The organism is Bosea sp. RAC05 (genome assembly GCF_001713455.1).
Classification (GTDB): Bacteria; Pseudomonadota; Alphaproteobacteria; order Rhizobiales; family Beijerinckiaceae; genus Allobosea.
Map to the genome: position 1 here is coordinate 4,237,985 of NZ_CP016464.1, position 16,525 is coordinate 4,254,509.

Consider the following 16,525-nt stretch of genomic DNA (forward strand, 5'->3'; position numbering starts at 1 on the left):
GGCCTCAAGGCCGACTACCGCACCAAGACGCCCCCGCCTCCTGGCGAGGACGGCGAGGGCTCGGTCCAGATCCAGATGGACCAGCTCATGGCCTGCGAGAGCGCCAAGGTCTTCGCCGTCTACGGCAAGGGCGGCATCGGCAAGTCGACGACCTCGTCCAACCTCTCCGTCGCCTTCTCGCGCATGGGCAAGCGCGTGCTGCAGATCGGCTGCGACCCCAAGCACGATTCCACCTTCACCCTGACCAAGAAGCTGATGCCGACGGTCATCGACGTGCTCGAGACGGTGAACTTCCATTCGGAGGAGCTGCGCGTCGAGGATTTCTGCTTCGAGGGCTACAACGGCGTCATGTGCATCGAGGCCGGCGGGCCGCCGGCCGGCACCGGCTGCGGCGGCTATGTCGTCGGCCAGACCGTGAAGCTGCTCAAGGAGCATCACCTGCTCGAGGACACCGACGTGGTGATCTTCGACGTGCTCGGCGACGTCGTTTGCGGCGGTTTCGCGGCGCCCCTCCAGCACGCCGAGCGGGCGGTCATCGTCACCGCCAACGACTTCGACTCGATCTTCGCGATGAACCGCATCGTCGCCGCCATCAAGGCGAAGTCGAAGAACTACGAGGTCCGCGTCGGCGGCGTCATCGCCAACCGCTCCGCCGGCACCGACGAGATCGACCGCTTCAACGCCGCCACGGGCCTGAAGCGCCTCGCCCATTTCCCCGATCTCGACGCCATCCGCCGCTCGCGGCTCAAGAAGGCGACGCTGTTCGAGATGGGCGACGCGCCCGAGGTGCTCGCTGTCCAGCGCGAATACATGAACCTCGCCGAGCAGCTCTGGGCCGGCGGGCCGGCACTCGATGCCCGCCCGATGAAGGATCGCGAGATCTTCGATTTCCTGGGGTACGAGTGATGTCCGAAGCGAACTACGTCCGGCGTCGCAGTGAACTGCAGACCTATTTCGACCGCACGGCGGTCGATGCCTGGGCGCGGCTGACCACGGACGCTCCCGTCAGCGGCATCCGCGCCACCGTGCGCGCCGGCCGCGACGCCATGCGCAACAAGCTCCTGGCCTGGCTGCCGCAGGACATCCGCGGCGCCCGCATCCTCGACGCCGGCTGCGGCACCGGGGCGCTGGCCGTCGAATGCGCGCTGCGCGGCGCCCATGTCACCGCCATCGACCTGTCGCCGACACTGGTCGCGCTGGCGCAGGACCGCAGCCCGCGCAAGCTCTGCGGCGGCTCGATCAGCTTCCGCACCGGCGACATGCTCGACCCGGCGCTCGGCCGCTTCGACCATGTCGTGGCGATGGATTCGCTGATCCACTACAAGGCCGCCGACATCGTGGCCGCGCTGGCGCGGCTGGCAGAACGGACCAGCGGCTCGATGCTGGTCACGCATGCGCCGCGCACGCCCGCGCTGACGCTGATGCACTGGGCCGGCCTCGCCTTCCCGCGGGCGGACCGGGCGCCCGCGATCGAGCCGGTCAGCACCCGCAACCTCGCCTCGGCCATCGCCGGCGAGCGCAGCCTCTCGCCCTGGCGCATCGGCCGCAGCGAGCGCGTGTCCAGCGCCTTCTACAAATCCCAGGCCCTGGAGCTCGTCGCCCGATGAACCCGGTCTCGGCCGCCTTGGTGAAGGGTCTGACGCGGATCGGTCCGCGCTGGCTGCCCTTTGCCGATGCGGCCTCGCCGGAGCTTCCGCTCGGCCGGATCCTGCGCCTCTCGCTTTTCCAGGTTTCGGTGGGGATGGCGACCGTCCTGCTGGTCGGCACGCTCAACCGGGTCATGATCGTCGAGTTGAACGTGCCCGCGACGCTGGTAGCGGCGATGGTCTGCCTGCCATTCCTGTTTGCCCCTTTGCGCGCGCTGATCGGCTACAAATCCGACACGCACCGCTCGGTGCTCGGCTGGCGGCGCGTGCCCTATGTCTGGTTCGGCTCGCTGCTGCAGTTCGGCGGGCTGGCGATCATGCCCTTCGCGCTTCTGGTTCTGTCCGGCGGCGGCGTCGGCCCGGTGATCTACGGCCAGATCGGCGCGGCACTGGCCTTCCTCCTCGTCGGCGCCGGGCTCCACACCACGCAGACCGCGGGGCTCGCGCTCGCCACCGACCTCGCCACGCCCGCGACGCGGGCCCGCGTCGTCGCACTGCTCTATGTCACCTTGCTGGTCGGCATGGTCGCGAGCGGGGTGATCTTCGCGTGGCTGCTCACGGATTTTTCCCCGGTGCGCCTGATCCAGGTCATCCAGGGCGCCGCTGTCGTGACCATGGTGCTCAACGTCGTCGCGCTGTGGAAACAGGAGGCCCGCAACCCGGCCCGGACCGCCGCCGATATCGAGCGCCCGGCCTTCCGCACCCTGTTCCGGCAGTTCATCGCCCGGCCGCGCGCCGCGCGCTTCCTCGTGGCGGTCGCGCTCGGCACGGCCGCCTTCAACATGCAGGACATCATCCTCGAACCCTATGGCGCGCAGGTGCTGAAGCTCAGCGTCAGCGGCACGACGGTGCTGACCGCGCTGCTCGCCACCGGCGCGCTGGCGGCCTTCGCGCTCGCCGCCCGGACACTGGCGGCGGGCGTGGACCCCTATCGCCTGGCCGGGCTTGGCCTCGTCTCGGGTCTCGTCGCCTTCCCGAGCGTGATCTTCGCCGGCGCGATCGACGCACCCGACCTGTTCCGCTGCGGCACGGTCCTGATCGGCTTCGGCGGCGGACTGTTTGCGGTCAGCACCCTGACGATCGCGATGGAGCTCGAAGAGGGCGTCGACCATGGCCTCGCCGTCGGCATCTGGGGCGCGGTCCAGGCCAGTTCCGCCGGGATCGCGATTGCGCTCGGCGGCGGCATCAAGGACGGCGTCGAGGCGCTGGTCGGAGCCCGGGCGCTCGGTCCCGGGCTGTCAGATCCCTCGGTCGCCTACAGTGCCGTCTACCATCTCGAGGTCGCGCTCCTGTTTGCCACCCTCGTCGCCATCGGTCCCCTGGTGCGCAGTGCCGCAGCGGTGCGTCCGGTCCCATCAACCCGTTTCGGCCTCGCGGAATTTCCAGGCTGACCGCACACCAAGCCAAAGGCCTTGCAAGGAGGGCTCTCTGATGCGTGAGATCTTGGGATACATGGACGTCGCTCAGATCGCGATTTGGCTGTTCTGGCTGTTCTTCGCCGGGCTGGTCATCTACCTGCGCCGCGAGGACCGACGCGAGGGCTATCCGCTCGAAGCCGACACGCATCCCGGCAAGATGCTGGCGCCGAGCCTGATCTTCTACCCGTCTCCGAAGACCTTCCGGCTCGCCGACGGAACCAGCGTCAAGGCGCCCAGCGGACAACGCGACAGCCGTCCGGTCGCCGCGCAGCCCACGGCCAAGTTCCCGGGCGCGCCGCTGGCGCCCACCGGCGCCAATCCGATGCTCGATTCGGTCGGCCCCGGCTCCTGGGCCGAGCGCGCCGACAACCCGGAGATGACCTATGACAACCATCTCAAGATCGTCCCTGTCCGTGTCGCCACGGGCTATGCCTGCTCGGCCAAGGAAGATCCGCGCGGCTACGACGTGATCGGCGCCGACATGAAGGTCGCGGGCAAAGTCGTCGATCTCTGGGTCGATCGCTCCGAGGCCCTGATCCGCTACTTCGAGGTCGCGCTGACCAGCGGCCGCAGCGTGCTGCTGCCGGTGACCTTCTCCGACATCACGCGCGGCGCGAGGCCCGGCATCGGCCGCATCAAGGTCGAGGCGCTTCTGGCGAGACAGTTCGCCGACGTGCCCGCGACCCGCCAGCCCGATTCCGTCACGCGGCTCGAGGAGGAGAGGATCTGCGCCTATTACGGCGCCGGCACGCTCTACGCGACACCCGACCGCGCGGAGCCGCTGCTATGAGCCACGACGATTTCGCCTTCGAGCCGATTCCCGGCCTGCCCGCCCGTCCGCCGGAGGGTGAAACCATCCTCTGGCAGGGCGGGCCGGACTGGCGCGGCCTCGCCTGGCGCGCCTTCCATGTCCGCGAGGTCGCCTTCTATTTCGGCGCCCTCGTCGCCGCCCAGCCGGTGCTCGCGCTGATCCAGGGCACGCCGCTCGCCGCCACGCTGCTGCCGATGACCTGGATCGCTTTGGCGGGCAGCGTCGCCGCCGGCCTGCTCGCCGCGCTCGCCTGGCTCGCCGCCCGCGGCACCGTCTACACGATCACGAACCGCCGGCTCGTGATGCGCTTCGGCATCGCCCTGCCGATGACGATCAACCTGCCCTTCGCGCTCGTGGCCGGAGCCGGCCTGAAGCTGCGTCGCAGCGGCCTGGGAGACATCCCGGTCGCCCTCGTCCCGGGGGAGCGTGTCTCCTACATCGTCATGTGGCCGCATGCGCGGCCCTGGCGCCTGGGGCGGCCGGAGCCGATGCTGCGGGATCTGCCGGAGGCCGAGCGCGCCGCCGACATCCTGGCCCGCGCCCTGTCGGTCCATTGCGGCGCCGCTGTCCCCGCACGCCTGCCGGTTGCGGACGCCGCCAACGACCAGCGCCTGCCCCAGGGCATGGCGGCGGCGGGTTGAGGAGACCGGGACGATGAGCGACACCGCCCTTCCCCCGCAACCATCGACCAGCCTGTCGCCACCGCGCTGGACGCTGGTCGGCATGGCCCTGATGATGGTCGCGACGATCGCCATTGCCGGCTTCGCGCGCCAGACCGGCATCGGCGCCACCGGCATCCCGGACAGTCCGACCGTCGCCCGGGCCGATCTGCGCTTCGAGGACCGCGAGGACGGCTCCGTCCTGGTCCGTGACGGCTCCGGCCGGGCGCTCGCGACGATCGCCGTCGGCGCCGACGGCTTCATCCGCGGCACGATGCGCAGCCTGGCGCGCCAGCGCAAACAGGCCGGCCTGCCGCGGGACCTGCCCTTCCTCCTGGAGCGTCGCGAGAATGGCCGCCTGAGCCTGAGCGATCCTTCGACCGGCGCCCGGATCGAGCTCGACGCCTTCGGAAGCGGCAACGCCGCCACCTTCGCGCGCTTCCTGCCCCCTCGGGAGAACCGCTCATGACCGATTTCACTTTGACGGACAGAACCATGGCCGAGCCGAAGCAGTTCGACGTCGGCTGCACCATCGAGGTGTCCCACACCTTCGACAGTCTGCACGCCCATGTGACGCTCGACGGCGACGTCAAGATCCGCCCAGGCGACGAGGTCATCGTCCATGGCGAGCCGATCAAGGTTCCCTATGGCGAGGTCCAGACCTTCCGCCGCGTCGCGACCGTCAAGCGCGCCGGCTGGCTCGAGCAGCTCTGGACCAGGATCACCGGCCGCGCCGAATTCATGGAGCTGCTCGAATTCAGCTTCTCGGAAAGGACCAAGCTATGACCGCTGCAACCCTTTCGGCCGGCGCCATGCGCGCGGCCCCCAACGAAGCCACCCGCATGGCCCAGCAGGACACCATGCTGACGCCGCGCTTCTACACCACCGATTTCGACGAGCTCGACAAGATCGACGTCACGCCCGTCCGCGACGAGTGGGACGTGCTGATCGCAGAGATGAAGAGCGACCCCAACAAGGGGCACTTCACCCGCAACGCCGACTGGAAGCTCGAACTCGAGAAGATCCCCGAGCCGCTGCGCAAGGAGTTCATCGACTTCCTGGTGTCGTCGCTGACGGCGGAGTTCTCCGGCTGCGTCCTCTATGCCGAGATGCGCAAGCGCGGCACCAACCCCGACATCTGCGAGCTGTTCAAATACATGAGCCGCGACGAGGCCCGCCATGCCGGCTTCATCAACGACGCGCTCAAGGAATTCAGCATCGGCGTCGATCTCGGCTTCCTGACCAAGGCCAAGAAATACACCTTCTTCAAGCCCAAGTTCATCTTCTACGCGACCTATCTCTCCGAGAAGATCGGCTATGCGCGCTACATCACCATCTTCCGGCACCTGGAGCGCAACCCCGACAAGTGCTTCCACCCGATCTTCAAATGGTTCCGCGAGTGGTGCAACGACGAGTTCCGCCATGGCGAGGCCTTCTCGCTGCTGATGCGGGCCAACCCGCATCTGCTCACCGGCGGCAACAAGCTCTGGGTGCGCTTCTTCCTGCTCGCCGTCTACGCGACGATGTATGTGCGCGACCATGTCCGGCCCGAATTCCACAAGGCGCTCGACATCGACCCGACGGAGTATGATTTTGAGGTCTACCGCATCACCTCGGAAATCTCGCGCCAGGTCTTCCCGGTCGTCCTCGACACGGACAATCCGAAGTTCCGCGCCGGGCTCGAGCGCGTCCGCATCCTCGCCGGCAAGATCGCCGAGGCCTCCGAGCAGGGCGGCTTGGCCGCGCAGCTCCGGATGCGCGCCTACCAGGCCCAGGTCGGCTATGCCCTGTTGAAGCTCTATCTGCTGCCGACGATCAAGAACGAGATCCCCCGCACCAGCCGGCTCCAGCCGGCCTATTGAGGAGGCGGCGTCTTGGTCATCTACGGGCTCCCGATCGTCGCGACACTGATCGCCTGGTGGTTCTCCACCGGGGCGATCCTCTATCTCGACGGTCTGCCCCGGGCGACCTTCCGCTGGAGCCTGGCGGGCGCCACGCTCGCTGTGCTCGCCGCCTTCTGGGGACTGGCCGCCACGGCCGGCGACACCAGCGTCGCCGGCGCCTATCTCGCCGTGTTCTGTGCGCTCGTGGTCTGGGGCTGGAACGAGCTCGCCTTCCTGCTCGGCTATGTCGCCGGCACGACGCGGGAGCCCTGCCCCCCCGGCCTGCGCGGCTTCGCCCGTTTCGGGGCCGCGACCCGCGCCATCCTGCATCACGAGCTGGCGCTGCTGGTCTCGCTGGCGATCATCGCCGTCCTGACCGCCGACGGCGCGAACCTGTTCGGCCTCGCCACCTTCGCGCTGCTCTTCGCCATGCGCCTCTCGACCAAGCTCAACATCTATCTCGGCGTGCCCAACACCACGGTCGAGTTCCTGCCCGAGCACCTCGCCTATCTGAAGAGCTATTTCCGCCAGCGGCCGATGAACCTGCTGTTTCCGCTCTCGGTGACCGCCGCGACGCTGCTCAGCGCCTGGCTCGTGCACAGCGTCGTCCGGGCCGGGGATCCCTTCGCGATCACGGGCTTCGTCCTGCTGGCGACCTTCGCCGTGCTCGGCCTCGTCGAGCACTGGTTCCTGGTGCTGCCGCTACCGGTCGCCGAGCTCTGGGCCTGGGGCCTGCGCTCGCGTGACGAGGCCGCCCATGCCGATCCCGCGCTCGCGCCCGCACGGGTCGCGGCGCCGCTCCCTTCCGCCCCCGGCCTCGCGACCCCGCGCGCCGTTCCCCCGCCAACCCTCGTCGCATAGCGCGACAGCGCGCTCCCAGGAGGCCGCCGATGGACTACGAGATGTTCTTCCGCAAGGAACTCGACGGGCTCCACAAGGAAGGCCGCTATCGCGTCTTCGCCGATCTGGAGCGCAAGGCCGGACAGTTTCCCCGCGCCACCTTCCATGGCACGGACGGCCCGCGTGACGTCACGGTCTGGTGCTCCAACGACTATCTCGGCATGGGCCAGAATCCCGACGTGCTCGCCGCGATGCATGGCGCGCTCGACGGCTGCGGTGCGGGTGCCGGCGGTACCCGCAACATCGGCGGCACCAATCACTACCACGTGCTGCTCGAGCGCGAGCTCGCCGACCTGCACGGCAAGGAAGCCGCGCTTCTCTTCAACTCCGGCTACATGTCGAACTGGGCCTCGCTCTCGACCTTCGCGGCGCGCATTCCCGACTGCGTGGTCCTGACCGACGGTCTCAACCACGCCTCGATGATCGAGGGGATCCGCCATTCACGCGCCGACAAGGTCGTCTTCGCCCACAACGACCCCGACGATCTGCGCCGCAAGCTGCAGGCGATCGATCCGCGCCGGCCCAAGCTGCTCGCCTTCGAGTCGGTCTATTCGATGGATGGTGACATCGCGCCGATCGCGGAATTCTGCGATCTCGCCGACGAGTTCGGCGCCATGACCTATATCGACGAAGTCCATGCGGTCGGCCTCTACGGGCCGCGCGGCGGCGGCGTCAGCGAGCGCGAGGGTCTCAGCCACCGCCTCGACGTGATCGAGGGCACGCTCGCCAAGGGCTTCGGCATCATGGGCGGCTACATCGCCGCCAGCGCCGCCACCTGCGACTTCATCCGCAGCTTCGCCTCGGGCTTCATCTTCTCGACCTCGCTGCCGCCGGCCCTGGCCGCTGGCGCGCTCGCCTCGGTGCGCCACCTCAAGGCGAGCCAGGCCGAGCGCGACGGCCAGCGCGATCGGGTCGCCGCCGTCCGGGCCGGGCTGGATGCGGCGGGCATTCCCCATCTGCCCAATCCCAGCCACATCGTCCCGGTGATGGTCGGCGATCCCGTCCTCTGCAAGCGGATCAGCGACGAGTTGCTCGAGCGCTTCGACATCTATGTCCAGCCGATCAACTACCCGACCGTGCCGCGCGGCACCGAGCGGCTGCGGATCACCCCCTCGCCGCTCCACAGCGACGCCGATATCGCCGCCCTGGTCGGGGCGCTGACCGCGATCTGGCGCCAGGTCGGCCTGCGCCGCGCCGCCTGAGACGATCCTCCACCGCAGACAGGAAAAGGCCGGGCCCAGCGCCCGGCCTTTTTCGTTGCCGCTCCATCCGAAGCCTGGTGCGGCTGTGGCCCGCTGCGCGCATGGCTCCGGGCCGAACCCGTATGCCCGGCACGAAAAAGGGAGGCCGTTTCCGGCCTCCCAGGGATCGTCCGCTCGGTCGCGGTCGAGGATTGATTGATGCGGCAGGCTCAGGGCCGCGGCGGGGGCACCGGCGTCGCCGGCCACATGGTCGGGTCACTCGGAGCGAACTTGTGCTTGATCGCCCATTCGTACCAGTTGTCGACCGCTGTTCCGGTCAGCAGGATGCCGATGCCGCCGGTCACGGTCGTCAGCACGGCGAACCACCAGGCCCAGCGATGGATCGACTCCATCGTCGCGTTGAAGCCCATCGTCCAGCGCCAGAACAGGGCGGCGCGCTCGGACGCCGTGCCGCGGTCGACGATCTGCTCGATCTCGCGGTCGCCGCCATAGCGCGAGACGGCCAGGATCGTCGCGCCGTGCATGGCGAAGAGCAGCGCCGAACCGTAGAGGAACACGATCGAGAGCGCGTGGAAGGGGTTGTAGAAGAGGTTGCCGTAGCGCAGCGAGAAGTTCTGCGTCCAGTCGAGATGCGGGAAGACTCCGTAGGGGACCGCCTCGCTCCATGAGCCCATCAGCATCGGCCGGATGAAACCGAGAACGAGCATCAGCCAGATGGCGCCGGCGAAGGCCCAGGCGACATGCGTGCCCATGCCGAGCGCCCGGGCGCGATTATAGGTCCGCACCCACCACAACAGGACAGACACGGTGAAGAAGAAGCCGGCGATGATGAACCAGCCGCCCTCCTTCAGGGGCACGAATGGACTGAACCCGTATTGCGGGCCGGGAGGTGCCAGCTGCAGCCAGAAGAGCTCGCGGACGAAGCGAACCGGGTCCCAGTTCACCGAGGCCAGCATGTTGAAGCCGATGATCTCGAACGCGATGAGGCCGCAGATGAGCGAGGTCACCCCGGTCCAGCCGAGATAGATCGGGCCGATCTGGGCGTCGCCGATCATGCCGAACAGGTGGCTCACCCGCGTGGCGGTACCGCGGCGCGTGCCCCGCCCGGGAAGCGGGACGCCGAGATCGGGCGCACCGTGGATCTGAACCCGGGTGAAGATGTTCTGATAGGTTGCCATCGCCTTGATCCTTGGAGAACCGGGCTGCGTCTGGGGCGGGTTTGGTCTTGGACGGTTTGGTCTTGGGCCTGGCGCCTTCTCTCGGCGTCAGGCCGCTTGGTCGGCCTCGGGCCGGCGCCTCAGCGCCAGATCGAGAAATGGCGCGATAGGTCCCACCACTCGGCCCAGCCCTCGCTCCAGTACGGGCCGCTGATGATGATGCAGACCGCGCTCCAGAACACCGCCGACAGCGCCAGGAAGAGACCGAGCCGGTGGATGCCGAGCGTGCCGATCGAATAGCCGATCGTGTCGCGGAAGAAGCTGTTCTCATGCTCGGGCGTCTTGACCGGCTCGCCCCGCTTCGGGTTGGTCGCCGACAGGATCAGGGCGCCATGCAGCGAAAGCGCGAGCGTCGTGGTGAAGAAGAACGTCACCGCGATCATGTGGGCGGGGTTATAGTGGAACTGGAGATACTGGTAGCCGACGTTCGAGACCCACTCGAGATGGCTGAAGATGCCATAGGGGAAACCATAGCCCCAGGCGCCGAGCAGGAACGGCCGGAAGATCACCAGCGTCACATAGGCCAGGATGGCGAAGCCGAAGGCGACGGGCACGTGATAGCCCATGCCGAGCTTGCGGCAGATCTCGACCTCGCGCAGGGCCCAGGAGATGAAGGACGCCGTGGCGCAGATCGTGATGATCTGCCAGAGCCCGCCCTCGAGCATCGGGGCGAGGGACAGGCCATATTTGGGGTCCGGCGGCGCGATGTTGATCAGCCACGGATTCCAGGTCGGTCCCTGGCTGGCACCAAACAGGATCAGGGCCGTGCCGAGCCCCGCGAAGAAGACGGTCGCGATGCCGAAGAAGCCGACATAGAAGGGGCCGACCCAGAAATCGAACAGATCGCCGCCAATCAGCGTCCCGCCCCTGACCCGGTATTTTCTCTCGAAATTGAGCAATGCCATCGCGTGGTCCTCCCCGCAGCAGCGAGCGAAAACGATTTAGAATCATCGACAAAGATATGCGGAGCGAGGCGGGCGGACGTTGCCGAGTAGCGTCGGTCATCCGTCCGCCTCAGAGCTAGAAAGGCCTATTTCGGAGCAGCCGTCGACGCCAGCGGCGCGTTCAGCCAGCTTCCGTAACGCGGCGTGCTAAGCTGAATCAGATGATTCAGCATCACCATGCCAAAAGCGAAAGTCGCGACAGCGATCAGCGTACGCCGCGGATCGAAGAGTAACCACATTCTCCACATCGTCCATTCTCCTTCATTGTTCAGACCGTCAGAACCACGGTCTCCACATCCAGATCAGCAGGTGCGCGACCGCGGAGATAGCGACGAAACCCAGAGTTCCTTGCACGAAGAAGGAATGGAATTCTTTCGCTTCCGCTGCGGTCAATCCTGACAGCGTGTCTCTCTCTGCCATGATCAATCCTCTCCTTTGGCCTTGCGGCCGTTACCGCACGAAGCCGTGCGGCTGGCTGTCGGGCTATGACCCCCGGCAGTTCCTCCCGCCCGAACCGGGCGAAAGCGCGTGACCTTCACGTTCCGGGCTCAGCCCATGAACATGAAGGGAATGGTGGCGTTGGCCTGGGCGCGCGCCTCGGCGACGATCGACAGGCGCGGCCCACGGCCGGCCGGACGAACGACCCTCTGAACCAGCGCGACGACGAGGAAGAAGGGCATCGACAGGGCGGTCAGCCGCCGGCACATCCGCCGGTCGGATTCCAGGGATTTCGCCCGGCGAACATGGTCTTGCTCCGAGTGGCGCGCCGTGAACTGCATGGTCATGGTCGTGTTCTCCCCTTGGAAGGCTGTTCTGGTTGGCGAGGCGGCCGAAGGCCCCTCGCGGCGTCGAGTCAGGGCGAGGCTCGTCATGCGAGAGCTCCTTCCCGGCTGGCGACGCTGTCGAGATGGTCGGGCTGGACGCGCTCGGCGCCGTCGCGGCGGGCGCGCGCCTCGGCGGCGTCGCGCAGGCGCTTGGCGGCGGAAATCCGCACCAGCACCGGCTGGCGCTCCAGGCAGTCCTCGAGCAGCACCTTGGCCTCTTCCGACCAGGGCAGCTCGCGATGCAGGCGCGCGGGCGTCGCCTCGACGGCGTCCATCTGCGTGCCCAGCGGCAGGATGTGGAAGAGCGCGTCGAACAGCGCGTTGCAGACCTCCTGAACCAGGTAGGTCGCGCCCGCATAGCCCATGAACGGCGTGCCGGTGTGCCGGCGGATCACGGCGCCGGGGAAGGAGGCGGGAATGTAGATCCCGCGCCCGCCGGCCTCGGCCATGTACATGCGCTCGTTGAACGAGCCGAACAGCACGAGCGGCGGCTTCTCCTTGAGCGAGGCGCGCACCGCGTCGTTGTCGGATTTCTGGCCCGCGCAGCGCGAGGCCGAGAAGGTGCAGGGCAGCCCCATCTCGGTCTCGAGGAAGTGGCGGATGCCGCGCGCATAGGTCTCGTTGGCGACGATGGCGAAGGAAGCCGTGCCGAAGAAATCCTGCGTCACCGAGCGCCAGAGATCCCAGAGCGGCTTGATCGTCGTGTGCTTCTCGCGCTCGATGAAGGGCTCGGGGTCGAGCCCGAGCAGCTCGCCCAGCGAGCGCAGGAAGGCGGTGGTCGAATGCAGCCCGATCGGCGCCTGCAGATAGGGCCGCTCGAGCGCCTCGCAGAGCAGCCGGCCATATTCACGATAAAGGCAGACATTGACCTCGGCATCGGCCAGGCGCTGCACCTGCGCGAGATGCGACCCGAGCGGGAAGGTCATGTGGACCTCGGCGCCGATGCCCTCGATCAGGCGGCGCACCTCGGCGAGGTCGGAGGGCATGTTGAACATGCCATAGGCCGGGCCGATGATGTTGACCTTGGGCTTCGCGCCCTCCTTGCGGGGCTTGGCCTTGGGCACGATGCCGCGCTTGGCGCCGTATTCGCCCCAGAGCCAGAACAGCGCGCGGTCGGCGCATTGCCACTGGTCCTCGTCGATCGTGCGCGGCAGGAAGCGCTGGATGTTGGTGCCTTCCGGCGTCACGCCGCCGCCGATCATCTCGGCGATCGAACCGGTGACGACCACGCTCGGCAGATGCGGATCGAGCACGGCATTGGCGCGCTTCATAGCGCCTTCGGTCCCGTGCTGGCCGAGTTCCTCCTCGGCGAGGCCGGTCACGACGATCGGCAGCTCGTGCGGCGGCAGCGCGTCGGTGTAATGCAGCACCGATGTCACCGGCAGGTTCTCGCAGCCGACCGGGCCGTCGATGACGACCTGCAGGCCCTTGATGGCGCAGAAGACGTAGACCGCCCCCCAATAGCCCCCGGCCCTGTCGTGATCCTGGATCAGCATCACGGAATCTCCTCGGCCGCCGCCTTCGCCTTGGCGGCGCGGCGGGCGAACTTCTCGCGGAAATCGGGATGCAGCTGCGGCGTGTCCTGCCAGGTACCGGCGGTGTCGCCCTCGCCGACGCCGGCGAAGAAGGCCTTCATCGCGTCCATGCGGCCCTTGTTGCCGATGGCGGCGTTGACGACCTGGGCGAGCGAGCCGGCGCCGGCGGGCCCGAAGAGCGGCCGCGCCGAGATCAGGTTGGTGAAGTAGAGCGCGGGGATGCCGAGCTGCTTGGCCTTCTGCACCACCGGCGTGGTGCCGATCGCGAGATCGGGCTGGAACTCGGCCATCGCCGCCAGATCCTGCTCGAGCGTCGCGCGGAAATTGACCATCACGCCGCGTGCCGCCAGCCACTCGCGGTCGGGCTCCGACCAGGGCGTGCGCGGGCAGGCGGTGCCGACATAGCGCAGATCGGCGCCGCTCTCGACGAGCAGCCGCGCCACCAGAAGCTCCGAGCCTTCATAGCCCGAGAGCGTGATCCGGCCGGTGATCGGCATCGCCGAGAGCGCGCCGCGGATCGCCGGGACCAGCCGGTTCTGCGCCGCCTCGACCAGGGGCTTCGCCACACCGCAGGCCTCGCCGATCGCCGACAGCCAGGCGACCGTGCCCTCGACGCCGACCGGGCCGGAGCCGACGATGCTGCGCCCGGCCGCTTCGAACTCGCGGATGGAGGCCGTGTAGAAGGGGTGGATCGCCGCGACGACCGCGCAGTCGAGCGCCGCATAGAGCTCGCGCCATTCCCGCGTCGGCACGACCGGGCCGGCCGCCAGGCCCAGGGGCTCGAGCATCATGCCGATGCCGACGGGGTCGGCCGGGAACATCTCGCCGAGCAGGGTGACCGTCGGGCGCTCCGCCTTGCCGGCGCGCGGTGCCTGGACCGGGCCGGCCTCGGCCTCCTTGCGAGCATAAGCCAGCATGGCGCCCGCCAGCACGTCCTTGGCCTCGGCATGGGTCGGCACGCCGAAGCCCGGCACGTCGATCCCGATGATGCGGACGCCGTTGATCTCCTTGGGCAGGAGCCGCAGCGGCACGCCGGAGGCCGAGGGCACGCAGAGATTGGTGACGACGATGGTGTCGTAGAGCGCGGGGTCGGCCAGCTTGAACACCGCCTCGCGGATGTCCTCGAACAGCTTGCCGGTGACCAGCGTCTCGGAATTGAACGGCACATAGCCGACCGAGCGCCGCGCGCCATAGAAATGCGAGGTGAAGGTCAGCCCGTAGACGCAGCAGGCCGAGCCCGACAGCACCGTCGCGGTGCGCCGCATCCGCAGGCCTACCCGCAGAGAGCCGAAGGCCGGGCACATGCTCTGCGGCTTGTCGTGGGGCCCGACGGGGTAGTCCTTGGCGAAGCGCTCCAGCATCTCGGCATTGCCGGCCGCGGTGGCCGCGCTGCGCATCGCTTCCTGGCCGGAATGGCAGCCGAGCCCGTCACCTTTCGTCGCCGCCGCGTTGATCGCAGGGGCGGAGGCGGCGTCGGGCAGGGGCTGATGCACGGTCATGATGCGCCTCAGACCGCGTCGTAGACGACTTCGAGGGTCGCCTTCTTGAGGGCGGAGGGACCGCACATGTCTTCCAGCGTGGCGGGCACCAGCACGACATCGCGGCCGGTGCTTTCGCTCGAGAACAGGGAGAGCAGCGCGTCCTGCGTCAGCGGCGTCGGCCGCACCGGCGGCGCCTCCGAGACGTTCAGCCCCAGTTCCTCGAACAGCGGCGCCCAGACGTCGCCCGGCCGGCCGATGATCTCGTAATTGGCGCTCTTCTTGCGGATGTCGTCATTGGCGGGGATGGCGGCGAGAACCGGGATCCCGACCCTGTCGCAGAAGGCCTGCGCCTCGCCCGTGCCGTCATCCTTGTTGATGACCATGCCGGCCACGCCGACATTGCCGCCGAGCTTGCGGAAATACTCCACCGCCGAGCAGACATTGTTGGCGACGTAGAGGCTCTGCAGATCGTTGGAGCCGACGACGATGACCTTCTGGCACATGTCGCGGGCGATCGGCAGGCCGAAGCCGCCGCAGACCACGTCGCCGAGGAAGTCGAGCAGGACGAAGTCGAAGCCCCAGTCGTGGAAGCCGAGTTTCTCCAGCAACTCGAAGCCGTGGATGATGCCGCGCCCGCCGCAGCCGCGGCCGACCTCCGGCCCGCCGAGCTCCATCGCGTAGACGCCGTCGCGCTTGAAGCAGACATCGCCGATCTTGACGTCCTCGCCCGCCGCCTTCTTGCGCGAGGAGGTCTCGATGATCGTCGGGCAGGCCTTGCCGCCGAACAGCAGCGAGGTGGTGTCGGACTTCGGATCGCAGCCGATCAGCAGCACCTTCTTGCCCTGCTGGGCCATCATGTAGCTGAGATTGGCGAGCGTGAAGGATTTGCCGATGCCGCCCTTGCCGTAGATCGCGATGATCTGCGTCTCCTTGGTCGGGGCGGTCGTGACGACCGCGTCCTGCGGCTGGGCGGCCTCGTCGCGCAGGCGTGCGGCCATGGCGGCGGCGGGCGAAGGGACGGGATTGCGAATCTGGATGTTCACGAGCAGGCACTCCAGTCCAGGATCATTTTGAGGCAGGACGGATCGCTGAAAGCGGTGCGATAGGCGGCCGGCGCGTCATTGGCGGGTGCGCTGTGGGTGATGAGCCCATCCAGCGAGAGCCGCCCGTCGGCGATCAGCGCCATGACGATGTCGAGGTCGGCCTGGCGCCATTCGGCGGCGACGCGCAGCCGCGCCTCGCGCATGAAGGCCGGTGGGAAGGAAAAGGCGATCGGCTGGTCGTAGAAGCCCGCGAGCACAATCTCGCCCTGGGGCGCCAGCCTTGCGATCAGCGTGTCCAGCAGCGAGGCGTCGCCGCTGACGTCGCAGATGACGCGGTAGTCCTTGCGGGCATCGGCCTCGGCGGAGACGACCGCGTAGCCTTGTGCCGGCGTCGCCCGCAGCAAGTTGCTTTCCCAGACGACCGGCTGGCCGCCACGGGCGAGAACGAGCCGGGCGAGCAGACGCCCGAGCACACCATGGCCGATGATCAGTTCGGGAAGCGCGCCGCCGGCCAGCGCATGCTGGGCCGTGGCCGCGAGCGCCAGCAGCACGCCGGACGGGCCGAGCGCCTCGGGGATCGGGACGGCCTTCGCCCCGGGCACGACGAGATGGGAGGAGGCGCCGCCGAACAGGCCGCGCGCCGCCTTGAAACCGCGGGAGCCAGGCACGAAGACGAGATCGCCGACGCTGCGCCCCGAGGCGTCGCCGGCCTGGATCACCCGGCCGACCGATTCGTAGCCCGGCACCAGCGGATAGCCCATGCCCGGAAAGGGCGGCATCCGGCCCGACCAGAGCAGGCGCTCAGTGCCCGTCGAAATCCCGCTCCACTGGGTGGCGACGACGACGTCCTCAGGCCCGGCGGCGACGAGCTCGAGCTGGCTCAGGACCAGATGCTCGGGCCTTTCGACGAGGACTGCCAGCGCATGCATCGGAGCACTTTCGAGGTCGGGAGCCGGCCGCAC

The 16,525-nt window shown here is 68.3% G+C and carries 19 protein-coding genes; 10 read left to right on the forward strand and 9 right to left on the reverse strand.

Going from position 1 to position 16,525, the window contains the following annotated elements:
• Positions 1 to 75 precede the first annotated feature (75 nt).
• From bchL to hemA, 10 genes are read left to right on the forward strand one after another with little or no spacing between them, the layout of a single operon-like run.
• Positions 76 to 906: a ferredoxin:protochlorophyllide reductase (ATP-dependent) iron-sulfur ATP-binding protein gene (gene bchL, locus BSY19_RS23570; protein WP_210171827.1), complete on the forward strand. Its 831-nt coding sequence runs from the start codon at positions 76 to 78 to the stop codon at positions 904 to 906.
• Positions 906 to 1,607, forward strand: a complete 702-nt coding sequence (gene bchM, locus BSY19_RS23575; protein ID WP_069056286.1) for a magnesium protoporphyrin IX methyltransferase — start codon at positions 906 to 908, stop codon at positions 1,605 to 1,607. The genes bchL and bchM overlap by 1 nt, the downstream gene beginning before the upstream one ends.
• Positions 1,604 to 3,037: a BCD family MFS transporter gene (locus tag BSY19_RS23580; RefSeq protein ID WP_069056287.1), complete on the forward strand. Its 1,434-nt coding sequence runs from the start codon at positions 1,604 to 1,606 to the stop codon at positions 3,035 to 3,037. Before bchM ends, BSY19_RS23580 begins: the two co-directional genes overlap by 4 nt.
• Positions 3,038 to 3,077: 40 nt before the next feature.
• Complete coding sequence (puhA, locus tag BSY19_RS23585; protein ID WP_083247799.1) at positions 3,078 to 3,854, forward strand: photosynthetic reaction center subunit H; 777 nt, start codon at positions 3,078 to 3,080, stop codon at positions 3,852 to 3,854.
• A complete protein-coding gene (gene puhB, locus BSY19_RS23590; RefSeq protein WP_069056288.1) occupies positions 3,851 to 4,516 on the forward strand; it encodes a photosynthetic complex putative assembly protein PuhB in 666 nt (221 codons plus the stop codon). Before puhA ends, puhB begins: the two co-directional genes overlap by 4 nt.
• 13 nt (positions 4,517 to 4,529) lie before the next feature.
• Positions 4,530 to 5,003, forward strand: coding sequence for a photosynthetic complex assembly protein PuhC (puhC, locus tag BSY19_RS23595; protein ID WP_069056289.1), 474 nt, complete (start codon positions 4,530 to 4,532; stop codon positions 5,001 to 5,003).
• A 26-nt stretch (positions 5,004 to 5,029) separates the two neighbouring features.
• Positions 5,030 to 5,320, forward strand: coding sequence for a hypothetical protein (locus tag BSY19_RS23600; RefSeq protein WP_150129711.1), 291 nt, complete (start codon positions 5,030 to 5,032; stop codon positions 5,318 to 5,320).
• Positions 5,317 to 6,396 (forward strand): magnesium-protoporphyrin IX monomethyl ester (oxidative) cyclase, encoded by a 1,080-nt coding sequence (gene acsF, locus BSY19_RS23605; protein WP_069056291.1) that lies wholly within the window; start codon positions 5,317 to 5,319, stop codon positions 6,394 to 6,396. The genes BSY19_RS23600 and acsF overlap by 4 nt, the downstream gene beginning before the upstream one ends.
• A gap of 12 nt (positions 6,397 to 6,408) precedes the next feature.
• On the forward strand, positions 6,409 to 7,278 hold the full coding sequence (gene puhE / locus BSY19_RS23610) for a putative photosynthetic complex assembly protein PuhE (protein WP_069056292.1): 870 nt from the start codon (positions 6,409 to 6,411) through the stop codon (positions 7,276 to 7,278).
• Between the two features lie 29 nt (positions 7,279 to 7,307).
• Entirely contained in the window at positions 7,308 to 8,519 is a 1,212-nt protein-coding gene (hemA, locus tag BSY19_RS23615) for a 5-aminolevulinate synthase (protein ID WP_069056293.1), read from the forward strand.
• 209 nt (positions 8,520 to 8,728) lie between these two features.
• Here hemA and pufM read toward each other — a convergent pair whose 3' ends face one another.
• The 9 genes from pufM to bchC all read right to left on the reverse strand — a co-directional run bounded on the left by pufM (position 8,729) and on the right by bchC (position 16,492).
• On the reverse strand, positions 8,729 to 9,697 hold the full coding sequence (pufM, locus tag BSY19_RS23620) for a photosynthetic reaction center subunit M (protein WP_069056294.1): 969 nt from the start codon (positions 9,695 to 9,697) through the stop codon (positions 8,729 to 8,731).
• A gap of 119 nt (positions 9,698 to 9,816) precedes the next feature.
• Positions 9,817 to 10,641, reverse strand: a complete 825-nt coding sequence (gene pufL / locus BSY19_RS23625; RefSeq protein ID WP_069056295.1) for a photosynthetic reaction center subunit L — start codon at positions 10,639 to 10,641, stop codon at positions 9,817 to 9,819.
• A 125-nt stretch (positions 10,642 to 10,766) separates the two neighbouring features.
• Positions 10,767 to 10,928: a light-harvesting antenna LH1, alpha subunit gene (pufA, locus tag BSY19_RS23630; protein ID WP_069056296.1), complete on the reverse strand. Its 162-nt coding sequence runs from the start codon at positions 10,926 to 10,928 to the stop codon at positions 10,767 to 10,769.
• A gap of 28 nt (positions 10,929 to 10,956) precedes the next feature.
• A complete protein-coding gene (pufB, locus tag BSY19_RS23635; protein ID WP_069056297.1) occupies positions 10,957 to 11,100 on the reverse strand; it encodes a light-harvesting antenna LH1, beta subunit in 144 nt (47 codons plus the stop codon).
• 128 nt (positions 11,101 to 11,228) lie between these two features.
• Positions 11,229 to 11,552, reverse strand: coding sequence for a hypothetical protein (locus BSY19_RS23640; protein ID WP_210184395.1), 324 nt, complete (start codon positions 11,550 to 11,552; stop codon positions 11,229 to 11,231).
• Entirely contained in the window at positions 11,549 to 13,000 is a 1,452-nt protein-coding gene (bchZ, locus tag BSY19_RS23645) for a chlorophyllide a reductase subunit Z (protein WP_069056299.1), read from the reverse strand. The genes BSY19_RS23640 and bchZ overlap by 4 nt, the downstream gene beginning before the upstream one ends.
• Positions 13,000 to 14,538, reverse strand: a complete 1,539-nt coding sequence (bchY, locus tag BSY19_RS23650) for a chlorophyllide a reductase subunit Y (RefSeq protein WP_069056300.1) — start codon at positions 14,536 to 14,538, stop codon at positions 13,000 to 13,002. Before bchY ends, bchZ begins: the two co-directional genes overlap by 1 nt.
• A gap of 8 nt (positions 14,539 to 14,546) precedes the next feature.
• Positions 14,547 to 15,518 carry a chlorophyllide a reductase iron protein subunit X gene (locus tag BSY19_RS23655; RefSeq protein WP_069057347.1) on the reverse strand — a complete coding sequence of 324 codons (972 nt, stop codon included), beginning with the start codon at positions 15,516 to 15,518 and terminating at the stop codon, positions 14,547 to 14,549.
• A gap of 41 nt (positions 15,519 to 15,559) precedes the next feature.
• A complete protein-coding gene (gene bchC / locus BSY19_RS23660; RefSeq protein WP_069056301.1) occupies positions 15,560 to 16,492 on the reverse strand; it encodes a chlorophyll synthesis pathway protein BchC in 933 nt (310 codons plus the stop codon).
• Positions 16,493 to 16,525 lie beyond the last annotated feature (33 nt).